The sequence below is a fragment of the Streptomyces sp. NPDC006552 genome (assembly GCF_040611655.1).
In the GTDB taxonomy this organism is placed as follows: domain Bacteria; phylum Actinomycetota; class Actinomycetes; order Streptomycetales; family Streptomycetaceae; genus Streptomyces.
This window is the reverse complement of record NZ_JBEXOS010000052.1, coordinates 1-24,947: the sequence shown is the minus strand read 5'-3', so window position 1 is coordinate 24,947 and position 24,947 is coordinate 1. Positions and strand designations below refer to the sequence as shown.

The following is a 24,947-nucleotide window of genomic DNA, read 5'->3' as shown; positions in this document are numbered from 1 at the left end:
CGGTCTCCTACGCGGCGGTTGCGCCACCTGTCCCTTGGGCGACGCGCGTCAGAGCCGCCGGTCGGTGATCAGGCGCTGGGCTGCATACGGCTGCAGACGACTGTCTTCGTGCGTACCGGCTGCGCTCCGCGGCGGCGCTGCCACGGGGCGTGTGCGTTGCCGGGAATGTAGCGAGGTCGTCCCGCTGAGCGGAAGACTCCGTCCAGAATCCGGTCAGCCCGGAGTCTGAGTTATTGCCGATTGCCCGCACTTGCGACCCGTGTCACTTCATGCGGGTCGCCCACTCCTGGACCTTGGCGATGCGCTGCCGCAGCTGCCCCGCGGTCGCCTCCGCGCTCGGCGGCCCGCCGCACACCCGCCGCAGTTCGGTGTGGAGGACACCGTGCGGCTTGCCGCTCTGATGGACGTAGGCGCCGACGAGCGTGTTGAGCTGCTTGCGCAGCTCCATCATCTCCTTGTGGGAGACGACGGGCCGCCGCTCGGCGGGCAGCTCCAGCAGGTCGGCCTCGGTGTCGGGCTTCTTGCGGCTGTGCGCGATCTGCCGCGCCTGCCGCTTCTGGAGCAGCAGCTGCACCTGATCGGGTTCGAGGAGCCCGGGAATCCCCAGGTAATCCTGCTCCTCCTCGCTCCCGGGGTGGGCCTGCATGCCGAACTCGGCGCCGTCGTAGAGCACCCGGTCGAAGACGGCCTCGGACTCCAGCGCCTCGAAGGAGAACTGCTCCTGCTCGCCGGTGTCCTCGTCCTGCTCCTTGTTCGCCTCGTCCATCTCCTTCTCGGACTCGGCGTAGGGGTCCTCCTCCCCTTCCTTCTTCGGCTTGTCGAGGACGTGGTCGCGCTCGACCTCCATCTCGTTGGCGAAGCCGAGCAGGTCGGGGACGGTGGGCAGGAAGACGGAGGCGGTCTCGCCGCGCCGCCGCGACCGCACGAAACGGCCGACGGCCTGCGCGAAGAAGAGCGGCGTCGAGATCGTGGTGGCGTACACGCCGACCGCGAGGCGCGGCACGTCGACACCTTCCGACACCATGCGCACGGCGACCATCCACCGGTCCTCGCTCGCCGCGAAGTCGTCGATCCGGTTCGAGGCGCCGGCGTCGTCGGAGAGGACGAGCGTCGCCTTGGAGCCGGTGATCTCCCGGATCAGCTTCGCGTACGCGCGGGCCGACTCCTGGTCGGAGGCGATGACGAGGGCGCCCGCGTCCGGGATGCCCTTCCTGACCTCGGTGAGCCGGGCGTCGGCGGCCCGCAGCACGCTGGGCATCCACTCGCCGCGCGGATCGAGGGCGGTGCGCCAGGCCTGGCTGATCGCGTCCTTGGTCATCGGCTCGCCGAGCCGCGCGGCGATCTCGTCACCGGCCTTGGTGCGCCAGCGCATGTTGCCGCTGTAGGAGAGGAAGATGACGGGCCGCACGACGCCGTCGCCGAGCGCGCTCCCGTAGCCGTAGGTGTAGTCGGCGGAGGACCGCCTGATGCCGTCGTTCCCCTCCTCGTACTGGACGAAGGGGATGGGGTTGGTGTCGGAGCGGAACGGGGTGCCGGTGAGCGCGAGGCGGCGGGTGGCCGGCTCGAACGCCTCCAGGCACGCCTCGCCCCACGACTTCGAGTCGCCGGCGTGGTGGATCTCGTCCAGGATCACCAGGGTCTTGCGCTGCTCGCTGCGGTTGCGGTGCAGCATGGGCCGCACGCCGACCCCCGCGTACGTGACGGCGACGCCTTGGTACTCCTTGCTGAGCGGACCGGCGCTGTACTCGGGGTCCAGCTTGATCCCTATCCGCGCGGCCGCCTCCGCCCACTGCTTCTTCAGGTGCTCGGTCGGCGCGACGACGGTCACCTGCTGCACGACGTGGTGGTGGAGCAGCCAGGAGGCGAGGGTCAGCGCGAAGGTCGTCTTGCCGGCCCCCGGTGTGGCGACGGCGAGGAAGTCGCGCGGCTGCTCCTGGATGTACCGCTCCATCGCCCCCTGCTGCCAGGCGCGCAGCTTGTTGGCGGTGCCCCAGGGGGCACGGCCGGGGAAGGCGGGCGAGAGGTGGTGGGACGAGGAGCTGGTGGCGGCGGCAGGGGTGGTAGTCACGGTCTCCGGTTACTTGAGATCGACGGCACGGCTACGTACACGGCTACGTATGACAACCGGGCCACCCTACCGGTGCCGGAGTTGACGGAGCGGGCGGACGAGGCGGGGGAGGCGGCGGTTGGGACGCGCGTCACAGATCACCGGGCCCGGGCCGCGGCCTCCTTCAGTAACGGCCGCTACTGAAGGAGGCCGCTCCCTCCCGCTCCCCCTTACCGCTCCCGCAGCCGCGTCCCCACCCAGGCGCCGGCCAGCGCGATCGCCGCCATCGGCAGGAAGACGGCGGCGAAGGCGGCCGGGTGGGATCCGCCGGTCCCGGCGACGACCTCGTGTCCGCGCCCCACCGCTCCCCCGCCGAGCGCCGCGAAGGCCGCGCCGCCGGCGGCGAGCAGGACGACGTTGGCGAGGCCGTCGGAGATCTGCAGGGCCGCGGAGTTCGTCCCGGCCTCCTCGGGCGCGGAGAGCTGGAGCAGGAGCACGCTGGTGGCGGAGATGACGAGCCCCATCCCCAGGCACCCGAACGCCCACGCCACCGCGACGGTCCACACCGGTACGGCGGCGATCAGCACACTCGGGGCGGCCGCGATGGCGGCGGCGACGAGCACCATGCCCCCGGCGGTGAGCCGGTCCCGGTACGGGTCGAACCGGGGCCGCGACTGGATCCAGGAGCCGAGCGCCCAGGTCGCACCACCGGCGGCGAGCGAGAACCCGGCGAGGGTCGGCGACAGCCCCCGCTGGGTGACCAGCATGAGCGGTACGAAGGACTCGGCCGCGATGAACGACCCCGCCGCCACCCCGCGCAGCAGCACCACCGACGGCAACCCGCGCACGGCCCGGTACGTGCCGCGGGGCAGCAGCCCGAGGACGGACGGTACGAGCAGGGCGGCGCCGAGGACGCCGGGCAGCAGGGCGAGGGGCCGCAGGTCCTGGGCGGCGTACTGCAGCAGCCCGGCGCCGAGCGAGATCCCGAACGCGAGCCGGATCCGGCGCCGGTCGAAGGCGCCGCCGAGAGCGCCCGGGGCGGGACCGGCGGCCCGCCGCCGGATCTGCGGCAGCGCGAGGGCGAGCGGCAGCAGGACGAGCACCGGGATCCCGAGGAACACCCAGCGCCACCCGAGGTGCTCGGTCACGGCCCCCGCCGCCAGCGGCCCCACGATCGACGGGACGACCCACGCGGCGGCGAACGCGGCCATGATGGCGGGCCGCAGCCGTTGCGGGTAGGCCCGGCTGACGACGACGTAGAGCGCCACGATGACGAGCCCGCCGCCGAGCCCCTGCACGGCGCGTCCGGCGACGAAGAGCCACATGCCGCCCGCGGCCCCGGCGACGACAAGCCCGGCGGCGAAGGCGCCGATCCCGGCGCCGAGCGGCCCGAGCGGTCCGCGCCGGTCGGCCCACTGCCCGGCGGCGACCATGCCGAAGAGGCTGGTGGTGAAGTACCCGGAGAAGGCGAAGGCGTAGAGCGACACCCCGTCCAGCTCGCGCGCGGCGACGGGCATCGCGGTCCCGACGGCGGTCGCCTCGAAGGCGATGAGCAGCACGACGGTGACGATGCCGATGCTCAGGGCGCGATAGGTCCGCCCGAGAACGCCCTCGACGCCGGCGAGCGCGGCGAGATCGGGCCCCGGGGCGACCCCCGGCCCGACGCCGACGTCGGTCTCGTCCGTCTCTCTGTCGTCTTCGAGGGCAGCCATGCGGATCAGCGTAAGGGGCGTAGCGCGCACTGACCCCTGTCGGAAGGCGGGGAGGAACTGGTTCCTTGGTCGTACGCCTCGCGCCCGGCGCCCGCTTCATGAACGGCGTATGGCAGTCGCGTTGCGGCCCGGGCCGGGCTCTTGAGGGGGCGGGCCGGCCGCTCTACGGTCGTCTCATCAGCACGCTCCACAGAGCAGAACAACACATGGCCGTGTGCCCGAGTGGTTGAGGGATTCGCCTGCAAAGCGAAGCACACCGGTTCGATTCCGGTCACGGCCTCTGGCAGTCCAACGGCGCTGGACTGCACGCGTACGAAGGGGCGTCCCGCTCAGCCGGGACGCCCCTTCGGCGTCGTCACCCGCCGGCGACCAGCAGAACGCCTCCGCCGACGACGACCACGGCGAAGCCGGCGAACACGAGCACGAAGAGCAACAGCTTCCCGGCGGAGGGAGCGGGTTCATACGCCCGCCCCCCGGCCGCACCCTGAACCCCCTCGCACCTCTCCCCGGCTTCAGACGTCCCCACGCGGAACCTCGCTCACACGACGACAAATGACAAATATCCCGTGCACGCTACGCTCCGTACGCACGGGCCCGCACAAACCCCCCACCGCCGATACTCGGCGCGAGCGCGGCGCGTCGTCCGACACGGTCCTCGCCTGCACACCCCTGAACGCACACCCCCGGGCCACCGCCACCCGCGCGACAGTGGCCTCACTGTTATAACGGGCGCCGGGGCGCCAGCAGGAAGCCATCCATAGCTCCGGGGGAGCACAGATGACCTACGTGGCGGATCGTTCCGGACTCAGCACCTTCGGGCGCGCCATCTGCACCACGGCACTGGCGGCCCTGACGGTTCTCGTCTGCGGTTGCGACGGTCCATCGGCGAAGGACCAGGACGAGAGTGTGGGGGCCGGCCAAGTCTGCGCGGGCACACTCGACGCGTCCGCCGCGAGAGCTCTGGAACGCCTGTCGGGCACCAACCGCTTCGAGGAACTCACCGGTACCAACGAGATCGGCGAGCCCAACGCATTCTCGGTGAAGCGAGCGGTCCAACACCTCCACGCCACCCCGAGCTCGCGCAGTTCGTGCACGGTGTACCTGGCGGACGACAACAGCGGAATGCCGCTCCTCGACCTCGATCTCTCCGCCTCCCAATCCCATCCGAAGCGCACCGAAACGAACTCCTCTCGCAAGAGGTTGACTTATCCGATGGGCGTCTACGCGGCCGCCACCCAGACCGGGACGCAACTGTTCTTCTCCTGCACCACCGAAGCGAAGTCCGCCGATGCCTACGTCGGAGACACTAAGTACGTAGAGGCGAATATGAGTTTCATCGGGCACGCGCGCGGGGGCGACGAGGGCAGAGACCGTATGACCGTGCTCAATTCCGTGGCGCGGGCGGTGGCGAGGGCAGCGGGATGTGCGACGGAAGCCGCCTTGCCCACGACAGTGCCCCCGTCAGTCGGCTGAGCCCGCGCCGCCCGCACAGGTGATGAGGCCATCGCGGGCCGCGATCTGGGTGGCGGGATTGCTAACTTGATCCGAAGCCACAGCGGCCGTACATCGCGAAAGCAACCAGACACACGGGGACGCACGGGGGAAGGTACTCACCCATGGCATGGGACGAGTGGGACCAGCTCAAGACCGACGCCGCCGAACGGCAGTCGGCGCAGATGCGGCTGAACCAGGCGGACGGCGGCGGGGGCACCCCGCCACTCCCCGGCAAGACAGGCGACCTAGGTTACGCGGCGGCAAGCTCTTACATGGAACGCGTCGGATCTGACCTTGTCACCGACCTTTGAATCTCCGCCTTGCCAAGAAAGGGACTGCCGTATGCGTACTTGCAGGCTGCTCTTCGGAGTCGAAGGACAAAAGAGAGTACCGAACTCCCAAGTCACTCTGCTCCATCCCCGTCGACGCCGATCTGTTGACACCGCTCCTACCTGAGGGGAAGACCGTCGGCGTAGAAGAGAAGAATCCGGTACCGAGCAGAAGCCTCTGCCAGGTGAACGTCGATGGAAAGACAGCTCTAATCACTAGTCAGGAATGGCGGGAACGGGGCGACGGTGTCACAGACGTCGCCGATTCTCTGGCTCGGATCGAGGGTGGCGAGGTGACCAGCGATGACAAGTACCTCTATGCCGGCACGGGGGCTGTCGGCCACACAGCCTCCTGCAGCAACCCGAGACACAAGGAACATGTGCTCTTCACTGCAATCCAGCTGTTCGCGGACGGACACGACGACGCTACTAGCATGAAGAAGCTCATCACGGCCTATACCGAGGCCGTCGAGCGGTCAGATATCTGCAGCTGACCCATGCAAGGGCCCAAGTGAACCGCGCAAGAGCGCGTATGACGCGTGGTTAGGCCAGCCCTCACGTTACCGGGCAACCGTACAGGCGATAAGCCGTCTTGAGACTTTGCGCGGTTCGAAGTGGGCGGGGCCGCAGGTGTGAGGGAGCCGATGCCTTACATTCGTTTCGGTGGATCAATAACCGCGATACGGGTTGTCAGGACTGCTGCCCGGTGCGGCCGGATCATAGGGGGGTCGGCCGCCGGACTGCTGATTCCCGTACGGCTGTTGCTCTCCGTATGGAACACTGGCGTGGCCCACCCCGAGGTTAGGCTGTTGCATCGCCGCACCGGACGGCAGTTGCTGAGCGTCACGGCGGCGACGCCTGGTCACGAACGCGACCACCCCGCCGGTGGCCACCAAAGCGGCGGCACCCGCACCGATCCACAACTCGGCCTGGCTGTCGTCACCCTCCGAGGCCGGCGCCGCAGCCGGACTCGCGCCGTCCGTGGCCGCCGCGCCCGCACCCGCGCCCTTCGAAGCCTCGGCTGACGGGGATTCGGCTGTCACGGGGTAGTCCGACATCGGAAACTTGTCGGCCGGGCCCGGGTCGCCGGGGTCGGTGAGGGCGATCCGAGGACGGACGGCTCCGTAGCCGACGAAGTCGCTGCGCTTGCCGCTCTCGCTCTTGACGCCGCCGATCGTGTTGAGGATGACCTTGAGAACCTGGTTGTTGCTCCAGTCGGGATGCCTGGACCAGATCAGGGCGGCGCTGGCGGAGGCGAGGGCGGTGGCATCACTGGTTCCCTCACTCTGGCAGTAGCCGGTCTTACCGCCGCACGCGTGGACGATGTCCATGCCAGGCGCGGCGATGTCGACCTGGGGGCCGTGCTGGGACGCGCTCGTCCGGTGACCGTTCTTGTCGATGGCCGTCACACCCACCACTCCAGGGGTGGCTGCGGGGTACTCGACCTGGTTGGTCTGGTCGCCTGTGTTACCCACGGCGGCGAAGATCAACGAACCCTTCTTGAGGGCGTAATCAACCGCGGAGGCCAGCTCGGGGGCGCCCCGCGTTGCACCCTGTGAGATGTTGATGACCTTGGCGCCATGGTTAGCCGCGTATCTGATGCCCTCAGCGGCGACCCTGAAAAACCGGGCGTTCGTGGCGGCCTCGTTGGCACCCTTCGCGCCATCGGGCAGCCGGATCGGCAGCACTTTTGCTCCTGGAGCCAGTCCATACGCTCCCTGGTTCCCGTTGCCCCTGCCCGTTCCGGCGATGATTCCGGCCATGCCCGTGCCGTGACCGTCGTAATCCGTCTGCTCGTCGCCGGACTCCGTCGGCGCCAAGTCCTTGCCTGGCAGAACCTGACCCTGGAGATCGGGGTGGTCCGCATCGACGCCGGTGTCGAGGACGGCGACCGTGATGCCTTTGCCCGTGGTCGTCCGCCACATCTGGTCGGCCTTCATGGCGTTCAGATGCCACTGCTGAGCACGGAACGACTCCGCCTGCGCCGGTACCGCCGCCACGGTGCCCACCAGAAGCAGGCCGAGAGCCGCCGAAGCTGCCGTGCCGAGGCGTCTACGGCTGAGACCGCTGGTGGGGGGCATGGATTACCTCTCGTCGGGCTTCGGATGGTCAGCGACCACAGGGGGCACGTTACGACGTGCGTCTGGCTGCCACGTGGTTTCGTCCTCGGTGACGTAATCGGGACGTGGGCTCTGCTCGTCCTCGTCACGCTTCCCAGGGCGGGCGTTGGCAGGCGGCTGGCCGCCCCGGCCTGTCGTACCCGCTGCGCGCTGGTCCTCGGCCGAACCGCCGGGCCCGCCCTGACCGCGTACCAGCCCCGATCCCCCCTGGCTGAAGGACCGGTTGTTCGTGCGCTGTTGTTGGCTTTGGCGGCCTCCGACGATGCCACCCTGCTGACCGGTGGGCCCAAGGACCGGACGGCCTGTGGCGGAACCGCGCTGCCCGGCGCCGATCACACCGGGTTTGCTTCCCGACCGCTGTCCACCAGCACCCTGGGCCTGCTGCCCACGGCTTCCAGCACCCCCCCGCGCACTGTTCGCTCCCTCGCCGCCCATGACGGTGCCACGCGGCATCGCTCTGCCTGTCCTGTCCGCCGTCGGCTGCGCACGGCCCCCTGTGACACCGTTCTGCGCAGGGCCCCGGCCCGTCGGCGAGCCTCCGGTCCGGCCGGCACCCGTGGTCCCATGTGCCGACGGCGCATTGGTGGCTGGGCGGCCGAACGCACTGGGCGTCGAAGGGCCGGGCCGGCCGTTCGTGCCACCTGGTGTCGTCGGCGTCACTCGGCCACCAGGCGGACTGCTCAGGCTCCGAGCGCTCGGCGGAGTACGTCCTGTGATCCCGTAGGCCGGTGGAACCGGTGCAGGGCTCGCCTGGCCGGCGCCGGGCCCGGACGGGCCCAGGACGTTAGGTGAAGTGGCAGGTGTCTGCGTCTGAGGGTTCTGCGGAAGCACGTCGACCGAGTCGACATCCATCCGCGCCGGCACCTCCGAGACTGCGGACGTGCTCTTTCCCGTTTCCCCGACAACGGGGCGGTCCTCAACTCCACTGTGCGGGAGACCGGTTCCCGTGCTCGCGACATCTCTGTCCGCCGTGTTCCCGGTCACAGCACCATCGGCCGAAGAGATACCGCGCGAAGCGGCACCGGCCGAGGAGCCTCCTCCGCTTCCCTGTCCGACAGGAAGGTCCCTGCTGCGCCGGTCACGGGCGTCGGCTTCCGGGTCCTGGATGTCCAGTGGCGGCGGCGGGAACTTACGGGGCTTGGACGCCTGCATCTGCGACTTGGACAGCGAATACGCTTGCCCGAGCTTCTCCAGCTCGTCCGCGGTCTGCTGCCGGACGGCCATGTTCTTCGACAGGATGCCCTGCGCGTCGGGGTCGTTGTGAGCGGCCTTCGCCGCGTCGATGTTCGCGTCCACACCCTTGTCGCGCGGGGCCGATGTCTTGGCCCTCCCGATGGCCTGCGCGGCCTGCCCCAGCCAGTGCGCCTGGTGCTCACTGTATTCACTCAGTGACAACGTGGACTTGGCGAGGTCCGCAGCCCACGTACGGAACGAATCTGCGCTCTCACCCTTCCACTTCACCCACTGCGGGCGGATCTGGAGTTCTTCCGCGATGCTGTTGATCTCTTTGGCCGCAGCAGTGAGTCTGTCCGCCGCACCTTGGACCGCCTCGGCGTCTGCGGCATCGAGCCACGCCAGCATCTGTTCGTGCGTCATGCCGTCGAAAGTGGTCTTCTTGTGTTTGCCGGCCATCAGAGATTCGTCTCCTCTTCGCCGCCTTCAGGCGTCTTGTCAGACGCGCCCGAGCTGGCGGAACCAGTGTCCGCCGCCGAGTTGTTGCCCTTCTCCCCGCGCGTCGGAGGCACGTAGTCGCCCCCGTAGTGCTGCTTCGTCTCGGCGTTGATGGCCGCCATCCGGTCCCGGACGTCCGAGTCGATGTTGTCGAAGCCCTTGTGCGACGCCAGCACCGCGAAGCCCATGGATTCGATCGAACCGGAGAGGATCTCCGAGAGGTTCTCCAACTCCCGGATCACCGAGCCGTACTGGCCAAACAGGTCGTCCGCCTCGTACCAGCCCTTGTCTCCCCCGCCGAACTTCGGGCGTGTGAGCTGCTGCTCGCTGACCTTTTTCGCTCCTGCGGGCGACCCTTTGAGGTCCTTGATCAGTTGATCCACCCGCTGCTGAAAAGCCGTGAACGACTCCAGCTCCGTCACGATGTCCGCAGCCGCGCCCTTCGCGGCCTCGACGACGTTGGTCGCCCAGCCCCCGAGCCCGCCCGAGCCGCCGCCCTTGTCGTCCGCCATCGCGTACGCCCCTCCCCGTTCCCCCGTGATCGTGCCTTTACAACAAGTAGGTCTGGTGACAACTTTAGCCACCCGCTCTGACAGTTCACAGGCGGCTCAGGGCAGTGGCGATGCACATCACGTCACAGGTCGATACGTTCGGTAACAGTTCGCCGGGTCGCCGACGGTTGGTCGGTGCTGCTCACCGAGGCGCCGAACTGGGCTGTGGGGACGAGTAGTTGACGTCGGCCACGGGGGAACGGCGCATGACCTTCTTGGCCTGGATGCTGCTGGCCGTCGCCGCGCTGTTCGCCGTGCTGGGGTCGGTGAACCAGCAGTGGCTGCGGCAGCGGTTCTCGTCGGACCGGGGGCGGGCGACGACCGCGCCTTCGGGCTGGTACCGGTTCCTGTTCCTGCTTGCCGCCGCGCTCGCCGCCTATCAGGGGGGCAAGGGGCTCTGGTCGGTGGACAAGACCTCTTGGAGCACGGGCGAGTTGCGGGATTCAGTGCATAGCGCCGCGTCGGCCATGGAGAGCGAGCCGCGTCTGCGCGATGCGTACGACGACTACTCCTCGCTCATCCAACAGGAGGTCGAAAGGGCGGGCGAGGGAATGGGGCCCTACGTCGACATCAAGGTGGAAGCGGTCGACGAGCATGCGTACGCGGTGACGGCAACCGGGGCAGGGAGCGGATTGTGCATGGACGTGTCCGCGACCGAGTCGGACCAGGGCGGCATGTGGGTGCCCGGCGCCGGGGACCAGCCGCCTACCCGCGTCCCGGCGTACCAGCTGACCGTCCACGTCGCGGAAGGTGAGTGCTGAGCGTCCGGGCCGCGGGAGGGGTGGAGGTGCCTATCGGCCCGGGGCGGTGGGCGAACGTGCGTGCGCGCCATGGTCCGGGGTGCGGGGCGCGCGTGCCAGCCATCTGCCGCACAGAGCCCGCGTGGGCGCGCGCGGCACGTCGTCCGGTCAGGGGGCTCGACGCGGCCTCAGCCCGTCGTCTCCGGCGTGCCGGTCGGTGCGGGGGCCGGCTCCGTCACCACCGCCGCCTGTGGTCGGATCGGGAGGCGGTTGACCGGGCGGCCCGTCGCCGCGCGGACCGCTGAGGCGATCGCCGCCGGGGACGCGACCACGGGGGCCGCGCCGGCTGCCTTCGCGCCGAAGGGGGCCACCACGTCGCGCTCCTCCACCAGTTTCACGATGCGGATGTCTGGGGCGTCCAGCGACGTGGGCAGGGCGTAACCCGTGAGGTCAGGACGGCGTACGACACCCTTGGGTGTGCGCAGGTTCTCGGTGAGAGCCGCGCCGACGCCCTGCGTGACACCGGCCTCGATGCGCGCGGCGAGCTGGCCCGGGTTGAGGACCCGGCCGACGTCCTGCGCCACCGCCAGTTCCACCACCCGTACGGAGCCGATCTCGATGTCCACGTCGACGACCGCGCGGATCGCGCAGAACGCGAGGCCCACGAACGCGTCGCCCTGACCGCTCGCGTCCAGCGGCTCGGTCGGGTGCGGGCGGCACTGCGCCGTGGCCCACAACTCCTTGCCGTCCATGGCCTCTTCGACCGTGGTGGACAGGACACCGTCGTACGACGTGATCTTGCCGTCGGCGATCTGGAGCAGCTCCGTCGACATGCCGAACTTGTGCGCCAGCGGCTGAAGGAGCTGCGTGCGGACCATCTTCGCGGCGCGTTCGACCGCGCCGCCCGAGACCCAGGTGTGGCGGCCGCGGCAACCCGGCCCGGCGGGGGGCTGGTCCGTGTCCACCGGGGCCACGTGGACCTCGTCGATGCCCAGCGTCTCCTGGACGATCTGGCGGGCGAGCGTGGTGAAGCCCTGGCCCGTCTCGACCGCCGCGCAGATGACCGTGGCGACCCCGTCGTGCACCTTGACCGTGGCCGTGGAGACCTCGTCCGCGCCCTCGGCGCCCAGCACGTGCACCATGCCGATGCCGTAGCCGACACCGCGCCGCACCGCACCGGGCTCGCCCGCGCCCTCGGGGCCGCCGGGCAGCAGCCAGTCCTCCTCCGGAGTGTCCTTGGGGAGGGCGGGCAGGGGGAATTCCCGTACGGCGCCCAGGAGTTCGGCCACGGGGGCCGGGCAGGTGACCGTCTGGCCGGTGGGGAGGACGTCGCCGGTCGCCAGGACGTTGCGCATCCGCAACTCGGCCGGATCGAGGCCCAACTTCTTCGCCAGCTTGTCCATCTGGGCTTCGTACGCCGCGCAGACCTGCACCGCGCCCTCGCCCCGTACGTGGCCGGAGGGCGGGTTGTTCGTGCGGACCGCCCAGCCTTCGATGGAGGCGTGCGGGACGACGTACGGGCCGCAGGCGAAGGCGACGGCCGCCGCGAGCGCGTCCGACGACGTGTCCGCGTACGCGCCCGCGTCGAGCAGGATCTGCGCCTCGACCTTGACCAGCGTGCCGTCGGCGTCCGCGTGGTGGCGGTAGCGCAGGAGGGTCGGGTGGCGGTGCGGGTGGCCGAGGAACGACTCCTCGCGGGTCGCCGTCAGCTTGACCGGGCAGCCGGTGCGCAGGGCGAGGAGGCCGAGCGGGAGCTGGAAGCCCGGGTCCTCGCGGTCGGCCGTCGCGCCCGGGACGCCCGTGACGACGACCTTCACCCGGTCCGGCTCCAGGCCGTAACAGGCGGCGGCCACATCGCGGTCGCCGTGCGGGTCGGTCGAGGCGATGTACAGCTCGACACCGCCGTCGGGGCGCGGGACCGCGAGGCCCGCTTCCGCGCCGATGGGGGCCGGGTCCTGGCGGCCGATGCGGTAGAGGCCCTCGACGATGACCTCGCCGGTCGCCTCCAGGTCGCCGTGGCGCAGCGGGATGTGCCGGATCAGGTTGCCGTCGGGGTGCAGCGGCTCGGCCGCGAACGCCTTCTCCGGGTCGGTGACGGGTTCCAGGACCTCGTACTCGACGATGATCGCCGCGGCCGCCATGCGCGCCGTGTCCGGGTGGTCGGCGGCGACCGCCGCGAGGGGCTCGCCGTGGTGGCGTACGACCTCGGAGGCGAAGAGCGGGCGGTCGGAGGTGCGGTGGCCGGAGAGCGGGCCGCCGGGGACGTCCTCGTGCGTGATGACCGCGCGGACGCCCGGCATCTCGCGCGCGTGGGTGGTGTCGATGGAGACCACGCGTGCGTGCGCGTGCGGGGAGCGCAGGACCGCCGCCCACAGGAGCCCTTCGGCCCACAGGTCGGCGGCGTAGGGGAAGGTTCCCTCGGTCTTGGCGCGCGCCTCCACCGCGGGGAGGGTGGTGCCGAGTCCGTGCGGGATCGGCTCCGCCTCGGGGGCCGCGGGGGCCTCTGTCGTCTCGCTGGTCACGCTCGGCCTCCGTCCCGGGTCTCCCGGTCGCCCCGGATGTCTTCAGTGGTGGCCGGGCCCGCCTGGTGCGGGATGCGGGGCCCGTCCTCGGCGGCGGTCCCCGCCGTTTCCGCCGGTGTCTGCTGCGCCGCCCGCCGTTCGCCGGCGACCTGGCGCACCGCGTCGAGTACGCCGCGGTAGCCCGAGCAGCGGCACAGGTTGCCGCAGAGCGCCTGGCGGGCTTCGAGGTCGGTGGGGGCCGGGTTGCCTTCGAGGAGGTCGTGGACCGTCATCGCCATGCCGGGGACGCAGAAGCCGCACTGGACCGCGCCGCACGCGGCCAGCGCCCGCTGCACGTCGGAGGGGCCTCCTTCGTCGGCGAGGCCCTCGACCGTACGTACCTCGCTGCCGGCGGTGGTCGCCGCGGGGACCAGGCAGGAGGCGACGAGGCGGCCGTCCACCTGGACGTTGCACGCGCCGCACTCGCCCTGCGAGCAGCCGTCCTTGGCACCGGCGAGGCCGAGGCGTTCGCGCAGCACGTAGAGGAGCGATTCGCCGATCCAGGCGTCGGTGACGGGGCGGTCGGTGCCGTTGACCCGTAGGACGTAGCTGGCGACGGGGTGGTCGTCGTGGAGCGGGGCGGAGGGGGGGCTGCCGGGTGAGGAGTGGGCGGAGTGGGGGGCGGGGGCTTCGTCGGGCTCCGGTACGAGTTCGCCGGCCGGCGTGGGGGCGGTGTTCGGGGCGGGTTCGGGGTTCGGGGCGGGGTCGTCGTCCTGCGCGGGACTGCCGTCCTGCGCGGGGCCATGGTTCGAGGCCGGGCTACCGTCCTTCGCGGGGGCGCCGTCCTGCGCGGGTGCGGAGTCCTGCGCGAGGGCGCCGTCCTGCGCGGGTGCGCCGTCCTGCGCGAGGGCGCCGTCCTGCGCGAGGGCGCCGTCCTGCGCGAGGGCACCGTCCGGGGCGGGGCCACCGTCCTGCGCGGGGACGCCGCCCTTCGCGGGGTCGCCGTCCAAGGCGGGGCGGCCCTCCGGTGCGGGCGCGGCGTTGTCCACCAAGGGTGTGACGTCCGGCCCGGGGGCCGTGTTCGGCAAGGGTGCCGTGTCCGGCGCGGTTTCGTCGTCCGGCGCGGGCCCTTCGTACGGCTCGGGCTCTCCGTCCGGCACGTATCCGCCGTCCGGCGCGGACGTGGTGTCCGCCTGGGGCGCGCCGTCCTGCGCGGGTGCGGAGTCCGACGCGGGTGCGGGGGCCACCCAGGGTTCGCCGTCCTGCGCGGGTGCGGGGGCCACCCAGGATTCGCCGTCCCGCGCGGGTGCGGAACCCGGCGTGTGTGCGAAGGCCGCCCAGGGTTCGCCGTCCTGCGCGGGTGCCGAGTCCGACGCGGGCGCGGAGGCTGCCCAGGGTTCGCCGTCCAGTCCGGGTACGGAGTCCTGTACGGATGTGGAGCCCTGCGCGTGTGCGGCGTCCAGCGCGGATGCAGAACCCGACTCAGGCGCAGCGTCCAGCGGGGACTCGGAGTCCGACGTGGATGTGGAGCCCGACGCGGGTCCGGAGCCCGACGCTGATGCCGCGGAGCTCGACGCGGATGCGGAGTCCCGCACGGATCCGGCACCCCGCGCGGCCGCACCGTCCAGCGTGGTCGCGGAGCCCGAAGCGGGCGCGCCGTCCGACGCGGATGCGGAACCCGACGCGGATGCGCCATCCAGCCGGGATACGGCGTCGTCCACCGCCGGTGCAGCGTTCGGCGCGCGGCCGACATCCGGCACACCGTCAGTAAAGGGCACGCCATCGTCGTCCGGCCCGCCGTCAGCAACCGGCCCGCCGTCGACGCCCCGCCTGCCCCCGGCGACCGACCTGCCCTCGGTGCCCGGCGCACGTTCAGCATCCCGGCCCGCCTGCGCCTCAACACCGACCCCGCCCTCCGGCGCGGGCCCCGCAGGCTCCGTCCCGGACTCCAGCTCCCCCTCGGGCTCGGGCCGCGCACGACCCGGCTCCGGCCACGCGAACCCCGGGCCGGCCACATCGGTTTCCCGCCCCTCGGGCTCCTGCCCAGACGCAGACGCAGACCCCGGCTCACTCACCAACTCCGGATCGGCCACCCCGTGGCCCCCACCCGGCTGCGCCCACGGCTGCGACGCCCAGGGCGCGGGCGCGCCCCCCGGCAGCGTCGCGGGAGGCATGCGGTCGCCCCAGTGCGCGGCCAGCGAGGACGCGGTGAACTCCCCCGACTCCTCCGGGAGTACGCCGCCGGCGACCGGGATCGACCACTGCCCCGTCTCACCGTGCCCGTGCACATCACCGTGCCCGTGCGCGTCACCATGCCCGTGCGCGTCACCGTGCCCGTGCGCGCTCCCGTACGGCTCAGGCGTCGCCCCATACGGCTGCTCATAGCCCGGCACCTGGTACGCCCCGTACGGATCCGCGTCCTGCCCCTGGTACCCCGCAGAGGACGACGCGTCCGGCCCCTGGTACCCCCCGTCCCCACCCCCGTACGACTCCGCGGGCCAGCCCGACCCCTGCTCCGGCTCCTGCCGCTGCGGCGCACCCGCGGTGCCGGTCAGTCCCGGCGGCAGTACCCAGACACCCGTCGCCGCGGGGTCGGTCGTGGCGGCGCCCGTGGCGGGGCTCACCGTTATCTGCGGCGGCACGTAGCCGTGGCCCGGGGCGGCGAGCGGCGCGTCCGGGAAGCCGTCGGGGGGCAGCTGTACGAAGGCGGTGGCGTCGGAGTCGTAGTCGCCCTGAGGCAGCGGCTGCCAGCCGTCGGCGCCCCGGGCTCCCGCGTCCGCTCCGTTGTACTCGTTCGTCACGACAGCGCCCTCCCAAGTGCACGTCGGGCCAGCGCGGCGACGGTGCGCCGCAGATGCAGTACGGCGGGCGGCAGTGGCTCCTGGGTGCCGTCCGGGGCGGGGGCCTGGTCGGGGATGCAGGCCGCGGCGACGTACTCGCCGAACGCCTGCACGGCCTGCGGCACGAGCGCGCCGCGGTCGCCGTCCCAGTCGATGAGCGAGGCCACCCACTGCTCGGCCTCCAGGGGGCGCAGCGGCATCGGCGCGATGGCGCCGACGGCGCAGCGCACGGAGCGCCGGGCCGGGTCGAGGACGAGCGCGACGGAGGCGAGCGCGCGGCCGGGTCCGGTGCGGCCGGTGGCCTTGAGGAAGACCTGCGGGGCGTGGAGCAGGGGGACGCGGACGAAGCCGATGAGTTCGCCGGGGCGCAGCATCTCCATCCCGGCCAGCAGGTGCGAGACGGGCACCTCGCGGCGGGCGCCCTGAGGTCCGGCGATGATCAGCGTGGCTTCGAGGGCGGCCAGCACGGGCAGCGCGTCGTTCGTGGGGGCGGCGGAGGCGATGTTGCCGCCGAGGGTGCCGGCGTTGCGGATCTGGGGCGGCCCGGCGGCGCGGGCGGCGGCGGCCAGGGCGGGGATGAGCGCGGCGAAGTCGGGGCGGCCGATACGGGCGTGGGTGAGGCCGGCGCCGAGCAGCGCGTTGCCGTCCTGGTACTGCCAGCCGCGGATCTCGCTGATCCGGCCGAGGCCGACGAGGGCGGCGGGGCGGAGCTGACCCGCGTTGACCTGCGCCATGAGGTCGGTGCCGCCCGCGACGGGCACGGCGGCGGGCATGGCGGCGAGCGCCGCGACCGCCTCGTCCAGCGAACTCGGAAGTACCGCGGCCCGTGTCGCCTGCGGTGCGTGCGTGGTCAAAACCGGCTGCCCCTTCCCGATGCCCGGCCCTGCGCCCGGCGGCCGCGGTGGTCGTCACCTGGGCTGCCGCCGCTCGCGTGACCGCCGTTGCCGCCGTTGCGCCTGTTCCGCCGTACGGTACGTGCTGACAGGCCGGACGTGGCAACTCTGGCACATCTTCCCGGGTGCCCGGAGTTGGGGTCCGGTAGGAGGCTTTCGCCCCTTCCACCTGGGAGATGACCGATATGGCAGGGGATCGTCCCTCAGGGCGAATTGACACTCTTCGGTGACCTATGAGGCGTCCTGCGCGGGTCCCCTGCCGGCCCGGGCCACCTCCTCACCTGTTCGGGGGCGCTCCCTCGATCGGGCGGCCGAGCACGCCGGGGCGGCGCTGCCACGGCAACGGGCCGCCCGGCCGCCGGTAGTCGACGCCCAGGGCGTCAAGTCGCCGGTAGTGGCCGTCCATCCGGCGTGCGAACTCCGTGTAGTCGCGCTCCGCGGGCGCGGGCAGCTCGCTCCAGGCCACCTCGCTGAAGGCGGACAGGCGCGGGAACGCCTGGTAGTCGACGCGTTGTTGGTTCTCCATCACCTCGGTCCACAGGTTGGCCTGGGTGCCCAGGACGTGCCGGGCCTCCGCCGCGGTCAGCTCCGGCGGGACGGGCTCGAAGCGGTAGACGTCCTCCAGGGTGCGCACGTAGCCGATCGGGACGGGCTCGTCCTCGCCGGGCGCCTGCCGGTGGTCCAGGTAGACCTGCTGCTCCGGGCACATGACGACATCGTGTCCTGCCCGGGCCGCGGTGATGCCGCCCTGGTAGCCGCGCCAGGAGGAGACCGCGGCGCCGGGCGCGAGGCCACCTTCGAGGATCTCGTCCCAGCCGATGAGCCGCCGGCCGCGTTCGCCCAGCCAGGTGTCGAAGTGCCGGATGAACCAGGACTGGAGTCCGTCCTCGTCCTTGAGGCCCAGCTCCCGGATGCGTGACTGGGCCGTCGGCGACTGCCGCCACTGGTCCTTGGGGCACTCGTCGCCGCCCACGTGGATGAACGTCGACGGGAAGAGGCCCAGCAACTCCTCGAAGACGCCCTCGTAGAAACGGAGGGTGGCGTCGGTGGGGGCGAGGACGTTCGGGTTGACGCCCCAGGTGTCCCAGACGGGGAGCGCGGCGGTGTCGACGACGTCGGTGTTGCCGAGTTCCGGATACGCGTGGATGGCGGCCTGGGAGTGGCCCGGCAGGTCTATCTCGGGGACGACCGCGATGTGCCGGGCGTCGGCGTAGGCGACGATCTCCCGGATGTCGTCCTGGGTGTAGAAGCCGCCGTGCGGTGTGTCGTCCCAGAGGTCGGAGGCGCGGTGGCCCCATTTGGTGCGCGTGCGCCAGGAGGCGTCCCGGGTCAGCTTCGGGTACCGCTCGATCTCGATGCGCCAGCCCTGGTCGTCGCTGAGGTGGAAGTGGAAGACGTTGAGCTTGTGGGCGGCGAGCAGGTCGATGAAGCGCAGCACGCCGTCCTTGGGCATGAAGTGCCGGGCGACGTCCAGCATGGCGCCGCGCCAGCCGAACCGCGGGGCGTCCTCGACGGTGACGTGCGGGACGGACCACGGGCGCCCGGCGGCGAGCGGGGCGCGGCGGAAGGCGTCGGGGCCCAGGAGCTGACGCAGCGTCTGGGCGCCCCAGAAGACACCGGCCGGGGCGCCGCCCACGATGTCGACGCCGGTGGCGGTGGCGGTCAGGCGGTAGCCCTCCGCCGGGAGGGACGGGTCGATGGACAGGCGTATCGCGCGGCCCTCGTCGGCCGGGGGCAGGGCGAGGCCGGTGACCTGGCCGAGCGTGGCGCGCAGCCAGCGCGCGGTGGACTCGGTGCCCTCTGCCGCCGTGAGGCCCGTGCGGCTGTCGAGCTCGAAGGCGCCGTCGCCGTCCCGCGTGAACCGGCGGGGCGCGGGGAGGAGGTCTGCGGGAGCGTCCAGCACGTCAGTCCTTAACCGCGCCGCCGAGGCCGGAGACCAGGCGGCGCTGTACGAGTACGAAGAAGACCAGGACCGGCAGGGTCATCACGGTCGAGGCTGCCATGATTCCGCCCCAGTCGTTCTCGTCGGGTTTGAAGAAGACGAGCAGCGCCATCGGCAGCGTCGACTGGGAGGTGTCGCTGATGATGAACGACTTCGCGAAGAGGAAGTCGTTCCAGGTGGAGATGAAGGAGAAGACACTCGTCGCCACCAGCCCGGGGAAGACGAGCGGGAAAAGGATCTGCCACAGGAAACGGGAGCGGCTCGCGCCGTCCAGACAGGCCGCTTCCTCCAGTGCTTCCGGTACGGCTTTGACGAAGCCGCGCAGCATCCACACGGCGAACGGCAGCGAGAACGCGAGGTGCGGCAGGATCAGCGAGCCGAGCGTGTTGAGCTGTCCGAAGTCCCGCATCAGGAAGAACAGCGGGATGGTGAGCGCTTCCACGGGCACCATCTGCGCGACGAGGAACATGATGAGCAGCGTCGTACGGAACCGGAAGCGGAAGCGGGTCACGGCGGTCGCGGCGAGAAAGGCGACGAGCGCGGAGACGACCACGACGGTGCCCGCCACGATGAGGCTGTTGAGGAAGTACCGGCCGAATTCCTGTTGCTGGAAGACGCGGCGGAAGGAATCGAGCGACGGAGCGAGCGTCCAGGGCCGCGGCTGGGACGATTCGATCTCGCCCGCCGGTTTGAACGCGCTGAGCACCATCCAGTAGAGGGGAAAGGCGACCGCCACGGCGATCAGCAGCGCGGACGCCTCGGCGGCGAACCGCCAGGGCCGGCGGATGCGCGGCGCGCGCCGCACGCGTACGCCGGTCGGACCGGTGGCGCTCACAGTTCCTGCCCCTCTCTGCGCATGATCCGGAGGTAGACGAGGGTGACGGCGAGCAGGATGACGAGCATGACGACGCCGATGGCGGAGCCGAGGCTGTACTCGCTGCCGGCGAACGCCTTCTGGTAGGCGTACACGTTCAGGACGAGGTTCTGGCCGGCGATGCCGCCGCCGTTGGTCATGACGTAGATCTGCGTGAAGACCTTGAAGTCCCAGATGATCGACTGGATGGTGACGACGACGAGGATCGGGCGGAGCATCGGCGCCATGACGGAGCGCCAGGTCCGCCACTGCGAGGCCCCGTCGAGGGAGGCCGCTTCGAGCACCTCGCCGGGGATGGCGCGGATGCCCGCGTACACCGTGACCATGACGAACGGGAACGAGCACCAGACCACTTCGAGCAGGACCAGGGCGAAGGCGCTGTATCTGCCGTACGTCCAGGAGAAGTCGCCGAGCCCGAGCACCTTGTTCACGGGGCCGAAGTCGGGGTCGAAGAGGAAGACCCAGACGGTGGACCCGGTGATCGCGGGGGTGGCCCAGGCGCCGAGCGCGGCGAGCATCAGGGCGAGCCGGGGCAGCGCCCGGACCCGGGTGAGCAGCACCGCGAGGGCACAGCCGATCAGCAGGGTGCTGACGACGCAGGCCGCCGCGAAGAGCAGGGTGGCCGCCAGCACCTGCCAGAACTGGCTGTCGGCGAAGAGGGTCCGGTAATTGCCGAAGCCCTGGAAGGTGGTGGGTGCGCCGCCGCTGACCTGGGCCTGGGTGTACTCCAGGAAGGAGATCAGGCCGAGTTGGTAGATCGGGTAGACGAGCAGTGCGCCGAGCAGGACGAGCGCGGGGGCGAGGTAGAGCCAGGGCGTCCAGCCGCCGCGCGCCCGTGCGGGTCTCCCGCGTGCGGTGCCCGCGGGTATCGCACTCATCCGGCGCTCCCGAAGGCGTCGTCCATCTTCTTCGCCGCGTCACCGGCGGCCGCCGCGACGTCCTTGCGGCCGCTGACGACCTCCTGGAACATCGTCGGCAGGACGAGGGAGGCGTCGATCTTCGCCCAGGCGGGCGAGGCGGGGACGAACTTGGCGCCCGCGCCCAGGGTCTTCACGAAGGGGGCGACGAACGGCTCCTCCCGGGCGACCTCGGTCCGGACGTCGGTGTAGGTGGGCAGGAAGCCCATCCCCGAGAAGAGGGCGCGCTGTGCGCTCTTCCCGGCGAGCCGCTCCATGAGGGCGACGGCGAGCGTGCGGTGCGAGGTGCTCTTGAGGACGCCGATGTTGTTGCCGCCGGCGAAGGCGGGCGCGATGGAGCCGGCCCGCACGCCCGGCAGCGGGACGACGGCGTACTTGCCCTTGACCTTGCCGTCCTCCATGGCCTGGTGGCTGAAGTCGCCGCCGATGGCCATGGCGGCCTTGCCGGAGGCGAAGGCGGTGACGGTGTCGTTGCCGCCCATGCCGGCGCACTTGGCGGCCGGGCAGTTGGCGGAGCCGAAGAGCGAGGTGTAGGCCTTGATGCCCTTCTGGGCGGCGGGGCTGTCGAGGGCGGAGACGTACGAGTCGCCCTTCTTCTCGGCGAGTTCGCCGCCGTTGGCCCAGATGAAGGGCATCGCGCCGTAGGTGTACGCGCCGCCGACGGCCAGCCCGTACAGCTCCGGGCGGGACCGGTGGATCTTCTTGGCGGTGGCGGCGAGTTCGGCCTGGGTGCGCGGGACGTCGAGGCCGAGGTCCTTGAAGACGTCGGTGCGGTAGTACAGGGCGCGTACGCCGACGAAGTAGGGCGCGCCGTAGATCTTGCCGTCGACCGTGACGGACTCCTTGGCGGTCGGGTCGGTGTCCTTGGCATCGGCCCACTTGCCGAACTCCTCGGTCACGTCGGCGAGTCCGCCGTCGCGCACGTACCCGGCGGTGTCGGTGTTGCCGTACTCGATGAGGTCGGGCGCGCTCTTGGGGTCGTTGAACGCGGCCTTGATCTTCTCGGCGCGGGTGTCGACGGGGATGTACTCGACCTGGACCTTCGCGTCCTTGTGCGCGCGCCGGAAGTCACCGATCGCGGTGTCGACGACCTTCTGCTTGGGCGCGTTGTTGACCTCCTGGAAGAGCCAGACGCGCAGGGTGCCGCTCTGTTCGTCCTTGGCGGCGCCGCTGTTGTCGGAGGTGCCGGGGGCGCAGGCGGTGGCCGCGAGGACAAGTGCCGTGAGCGGTACGGCCGTTCTGACAGAGAGCCGCGCTGGGAGCTTCATCGGGAACGCCTCCGAGATGTCGTTGCAACATACGCAATGGTTGTTTCGCTGTGCACAACACGACGGAGATTAAGAGGACTGGACCAGTGAGCGCAATGGTTTACGTGGGACCGGCCGCGCGGACACACGAAGGCCCCCGGCGCGCGTCACCGCACACCAGGGGCCTCAAGGCAGGGAGAGGAGGGCGTCGCCGCCCGGGGAACGACGCCGCTAGTTGCCCTTGCCGCCGTCCTTGTCCTTGTCGCCCCCGGCACCCATCGACTCGTAGATCTCCTTGCACATGGGACAGACCGGGTACTTCTTCGGGTCGCGGCCCGGCACCCAGACCTTGCCGCAGAGCGCGACGACAGGAGTGCCGTCGAGAGCGCTCGCCATGATCTTGTCCTTCTGGACATAGTGGGCGAAGCGCTCGTGATCGCCGTCACCGTGCGACGTCTGCGGCGTCGGCTCTACCAGGGTCCCCGTACCTGTCCCGCGCTCGGGCTCAAGAGTGCTCATAACGGCCAAGGGTACTGAAGGCGGCGCACGGGGCGAAGGGCCGCCGGTGGCGTCAGTTCAGCGAGGGGTCGTCCGGGTAGGTCGCGATCATGGCCAGCTTGCCGCGCTGGCGGCGCAGCACCGCGCGCCACAGCCCCTCGGGGCGCGTGGCGGACACGTCCCCCGGCTCCGACTCGACCACGTACCAGGCGCCCTCGGCCAGCTCGTTCTCCAGCTGGCCCGGGCCCCAGCCCGCGTACCCGGCGAAGATGCGCAGCGAGCCGAGCGCCGCCGCCAGCAGCTCGGGCGGTGCCTCCAGGTCGACGAGGCCGATCGCGCCGTGCACCCGGCGCCAGCCGAGCGGGCCCTCCTCGCCGGGGATCACCGCGACCCCGAGCGCCGAGTCCAGCGCGACGGGACCGCCCTGGAAGACGACCCCCGGCTCCCCGGCCAGCTCGCCCCAGCCGTCCAGGACGGAGCCGACGTCCACCGGGGTCGGCCGGTTGAGGACGACGCCGAGCGAGCCCTTCTCGTCGTGGTCGAGGAGGAGCACGACGGCACGCTCGAAATTCGGGTCCGTGAGGGCGGGAGTGGCCACGAGCAGTCGCCCTGTGAGCGAGGACACCTCGGTCATGCCAGACATGATCCCGCACATCGCCCGCGCGGGGGGCGGCAAGGGGAAGAACGGCAAGAACGCAGCTCAGCCGGGATCGCGGCGGAGGGCACGGCGCGGCGCCTCCCGCCGCCCCCCGCGTCACCTCGGGTGCCCGGCCCGCCACGGATCGTGTTGTAGCGAAGTCATGACGGTCCCGACCGACTCCGGGCTTACGGAACAGGGGCAGGCGGCCCTTACCCTTGTCCCTTGTTGTCACTTGGCCCTGCCCCCCTCTTCGGAACGCGAGATCCATGACCGTCACCGATGATGTCCTGCTTGTCCACGGCGGCACCCCGCTGGAGGGTGAGATCCGTGTCCGCGGCGCGAAGAACCTCGTGCCGAAGGCCATGGTCGCCGCGCTGCTCGGCAGCGCTCCCAGCCGGCTGCGCAACGTCCCGGACATCCGCGACGTCCGTGTCGTACGCGGCCTGCTCCAGCTGCACGGTGTGACGGTCCGCCCCGGGGAGGAACCGGGCGAGCTGGTGATGGACCCCTCGCACGTGGAGTCGGCCAACGTGGCCGACATCGACGCGCACGCGGGTTCCTCACGCATCCCGATCCTGCTCTGCGGCCCCCTCCTGCACCGTCTCGGCCACGCCTTCATCCCGGGCCTGGGCGGCTGCGACATCGGCGGCCGGCCGATCGACTTCCACTTCGAGGTGCTGCGCCAGTTCGGCGCGACGATCGAGAAGCGCGCGGACGGCCAGTACCTGGAGGCCCCGCAGCGGCTGCGCGGCACCAAGATCCGGCTGCCCTACCCCTCCGTGGGCGCCACCGAGCAGGTCCTGCTCACGGCCGTCCTCGCCGAGGGCGTGACGGAACTCTCGAACGCGGCCGTGGAGCCGGAGATCGAGGACCTGATCTGCGTCCTGCAGAAAATGGGCGCGATCATCGCCATGGACACCGACCGCACCATCCGCGTCACCGGTGTCGACAAGCTCGGCGGCTACACGCACCGCGCCCTCTCCGACCGCCTGGAGGCGGCGTCCTGGGCGTCGGCCGCGCTCGCCACCGAGGGCGACATCTACGTCCGCGGCGCCCAGCAGCGCTCGATGATGACGTTCCTCAACACGTACCGGAAGGTCGGCGGCGCCTTCGAGATCGACGACGAGGGCATCCGCTTCTGGCACCCGGGCGGCAAGCTCTCCTCGATCGCCCTGGAGACGGACGTCCACCCGGGCTTCCAGACCGACTGGCAGCAGCCGCTCGTCGTCGCCCTCACGCAGGCCACGGGCCTGTCGATCGTCCACGAGACGGTGTACGAGTCCCGGCTGGGCTTCACCTCCGCGCTGAACCAGATGGGCGCGCACATCCAGCTCTACCGCGAGTGCCTGGGGAGCTCCGACTGCCGTTTCGGGCAGCGCAACTTCCTGCACTCGGCGGTCGTCTCCGGGCCGACCAAGCTGGAGGGGGCCGATCTGGTCATCCCCGACCTGCGTGGTGGCTTCTCGTACCTGATCGCTGCGCTGGCTGCGCAGGGGACGTCCCGGGTGCACGGGATCGATCTGATCAACCGGGGTTACGAGAACTTCATGGAGAAGCTCGTCGAGCTCGGCGCGAAGGTAGAACTGCCGGGCAAGGCGCTCGGCTAGCCCGTATCCCGCGTAGCGGCCTGTACGCCGATGGGGGCCACCCGGATCCGTCCGGGTGGCCCCCATCGGCGTCGAGACGCCCAGAGATGGCCTCAGCGGCCCGGTGGGGGCTTCTCGCGCAGTTCCCCGCGCCCCTAGGCATGCGCTGCGCGCAGCCTTCCCCGGGGGAGATGGCGCACGCAGTGCGCATCTCAGGGGCGCGGGGAACTGCGCGACCAGCCCCCACCGGAGCCGCGGCCGGCAGGACACCCCCGTAAAACCCCGGCGGGGGGGGGGGGCGGGGGGCGGGGGGGGGGCGACCCCCACGAGGGAGAACGAGAGATA

General features: G+C 71.2%; 19 protein-coding genes and 1 tRNA gene. 6 read left to right on the top strand and 14 right to left on the bottom strand.

Translation table 11 applies throughout. The features are described 5' to 3' along the window. Nucleotides 1–262: 262 nt before the first annotated feature. Both ABZY33_RS25900 and ABZY33_RS25895 read right to left on the bottom strand, forming a co-directional pair. Nucleotides 263–2,068 (bottom strand): DEAD/DEAH box helicase, encoded by a 1,806-nt coding sequence (locus tag ABZY33_RS25900; protein WP_356494065.1) that lies wholly within the window; start codon nucleotides 2,066–2,068, stop codon nucleotides 263–265. A gap of 209 nt (nucleotides 2,069–2,277) precedes the next feature. Next, on the bottom strand, nucleotides 2,278–3,759 hold the full coding sequence (locus ABZY33_RS25895) for an MFS transporter (protein WP_356494064.1): 1,482 nt from the start codon (nucleotides 3,757–3,759) through the stop codon (nucleotides 2,278–2,280). Between the two features lie 208 nt (nucleotides 3,760–3,967). Here ABZY33_RS25895 and ABZY33_RS25890 point away from each other — a divergent pair. The 4 genes from ABZY33_RS25890 (at nucleotide 3,968) to ABZY33_RS25875 (ending at nucleotide 6,076) form a co-directional block, all read left to right on the top strand. Then, nucleotides 3,968–4,039, top strand: a tRNA-Cys gene (locus tag ABZY33_RS25890). A 497-nt stretch (nucleotides 4,040–4,536) separates the two neighbouring features. Next, nucleotides 4,537–5,232, top strand: coding sequence for a hypothetical protein (locus ABZY33_RS25885; RefSeq protein WP_356494063.1), 696 nt, complete (start codon nucleotides 4,537–4,539; stop codon nucleotides 5,230–5,232). Between the two features lie 143 nt (nucleotides 5,233–5,375). Beyond that, on the top strand, nucleotides 5,376–5,564 hold the full coding sequence (locus ABZY33_RS25880) for a hypothetical protein (RefSeq protein ID WP_356494106.1): 189 nt from the start codon (nucleotides 5,376–5,378) through the stop codon (nucleotides 5,562–5,564). Beyond that, nucleotides 5,561–6,076: a hypothetical protein gene (locus tag ABZY33_RS25875; protein WP_356494062.1), complete on the top strand. Its 516-nt coding sequence runs from the start codon at nucleotides 5,561–5,563 to the stop codon at nucleotides 6,074–6,076. The genes ABZY33_RS25880 and ABZY33_RS25875 overlap by 4 nt, the downstream gene beginning before the upstream one ends. A gap of 174 nt (nucleotides 6,077–6,250) precedes the next feature. Here the strand turns inward: ABZY33_RS25875 and mycP are convergent, their stop codons facing one another. The 3 genes from mycP to ABZY33_RS25860 are packed head-to-tail and all read right to left on the bottom strand — an operon-like array spanning nucleotide 6,251 to nucleotide 9,885. Next, entirely contained in the window at nucleotides 6,251–7,663 is a 1,413-nt protein-coding gene (mycP, locus tag ABZY33_RS25870) for a type VII secretion-associated serine protease mycosin (RefSeq protein WP_356494061.1), read from the bottom strand. A 3-nt stretch (nucleotides 7,664–7,666) separates the two neighbouring features. Continuing rightward, nucleotides 7,667–9,334 carry a hypothetical protein gene (locus ABZY33_RS25865; protein ID WP_356494060.1) on the bottom strand — a complete coding sequence of 556 codons (1,668 nt, stop codon included), beginning with the start codon at nucleotides 9,332–9,334 and terminating at the stop codon, nucleotides 7,667–7,669. Next, a complete protein-coding gene (locus ABZY33_RS25860; protein WP_356494059.1) occupies nucleotides 9,334–9,885 on the bottom strand; it encodes a hypothetical protein in 552 nt (183 codons plus the stop codon). The genes ABZY33_RS25865 and ABZY33_RS25860 overlap by 1 nt, the downstream gene beginning before the upstream one ends. 245 nt (nucleotides 9,886–10,130) lie before the next feature. Between ABZY33_RS25860 and ABZY33_RS25855 the strand changes: the two genes are divergently transcribed. Continuing rightward, complete coding sequence (locus tag ABZY33_RS25855) at nucleotides 10,131–10,685, top strand: hypothetical protein (RefSeq protein WP_356494058.1); 555 nt, start codon at nucleotides 10,131–10,133, stop codon at nucleotides 10,683–10,685. Between the two features lie 167 nt (nucleotides 10,686–10,852). Here the strand turns inward: ABZY33_RS25855 and ABZY33_RS25850 are convergent, their stop codons facing one another. The 9 genes from ABZY33_RS25850 to ABZY33_RS25810 all read right to left on the bottom strand — a co-directional run bounded on the left by ABZY33_RS25850 (nucleotide 10,853) and on the right by ABZY33_RS25810 (nucleotide 23,010). Beyond that, complete coding sequence (locus tag ABZY33_RS25850; protein ID WP_356494057.1) at nucleotides 10,853–13,186, bottom strand: molybdopterin cofactor-binding domain-containing protein; 2,334 nt, start codon at nucleotides 13,184–13,186, stop codon at nucleotides 10,853–10,855. Continuing rightward, a complete protein-coding gene (locus tag ABZY33_RS25845) occupies nucleotides 13,183–15,966 on the bottom strand; it encodes a 2Fe-2S iron-sulfur cluster-binding protein (protein ID WP_356494056.1) in 2,784 nt (927 codons plus the stop codon). Before ABZY33_RS25845 ends, ABZY33_RS25850 begins: the two co-directional genes overlap by 4 nt. After that, nucleotides 15,963–16,859, bottom strand: a complete 897-nt coding sequence (locus tag ABZY33_RS25840) for an FAD binding domain-containing protein (RefSeq protein WP_356494055.1) — start codon at nucleotides 16,857–16,859, stop codon at nucleotides 15,963–15,965. Before ABZY33_RS25840 ends, ABZY33_RS25845 begins: the two co-directional genes overlap by 4 nt. Nucleotides 16,860–17,175: 316 nt before the next feature. Then, nucleotides 17,176–18,798 carry a beta-N-acetylhexosaminidase gene (locus ABZY33_RS25835; protein WP_356494102.1) on the bottom strand — a complete coding sequence of 541 codons (1,623 nt, stop codon included), beginning with the start codon at nucleotides 18,796–18,798 and terminating at the stop codon, nucleotides 17,176–17,178. A gap of 4 nt (nucleotides 18,799–18,802) precedes the next feature. After that, the gene (locus ABZY33_RS25830) at nucleotides 18,803–19,645 is read right to left on the bottom strand and encodes a carbohydrate ABC transporter permease (protein WP_356494101.1); all 843 of its coding nucleotides are present in this window, start codon (nucleotides 19,643–19,645) and stop codon (nucleotides 18,803–18,805) included. A 26-nt stretch (nucleotides 19,646–19,671) separates the two neighbouring features. Further along, nucleotides 19,672–20,592 (bottom strand): sugar ABC transporter permease, encoded by a 921-nt coding sequence (locus tag ABZY33_RS25825; protein WP_356494054.1) that lies wholly within the window; start codon nucleotides 20,590–20,592, stop codon nucleotides 19,672–19,674. Next, a complete protein-coding gene (locus ABZY33_RS25820; protein WP_356494053.1) occupies nucleotides 20,589–21,899 on the bottom strand; it encodes an extracellular solute-binding protein in 1,311 nt (436 codons plus the stop codon). The genes ABZY33_RS25825 and ABZY33_RS25820 overlap by 4 nt, the downstream gene beginning before the upstream one ends. 210 nt (nucleotides 21,900–22,109) lie before the next feature. Then, on the bottom strand, nucleotides 22,110–22,397 hold the full coding sequence (locus ABZY33_RS25815; protein WP_356494052.1) for a DUF3039 domain-containing protein: 288 nt from the start codon (nucleotides 22,395–22,397) through the stop codon (nucleotides 22,110–22,112). Between the two features lie 52 nt (nucleotides 22,398–22,449). Beyond that, on the bottom strand, nucleotides 22,450–23,010 hold the full coding sequence (locus ABZY33_RS25810) for a YqgE/AlgH family protein (protein ID WP_356494051.1): 561 nt from the start codon (nucleotides 23,008–23,010) through the stop codon (nucleotides 22,450–22,452). A gap of 272 nt (nucleotides 23,011–23,282) precedes the next feature. Between ABZY33_RS25810 and murA the strand changes: the two genes are divergently transcribed. Next, nucleotides 23,283–24,623, top strand: coding sequence for a UDP-N-acetylglucosamine 1-carboxyvinyltransferase (gene murA, locus ABZY33_RS25805; protein ID WP_356494050.1), 1,341 nt, complete (start codon nucleotides 23,283–23,285; stop codon nucleotides 24,621–24,623). The last annotated feature ends 324 nt before the right edge of the window (nucleotides 24,624–24,947 follow it).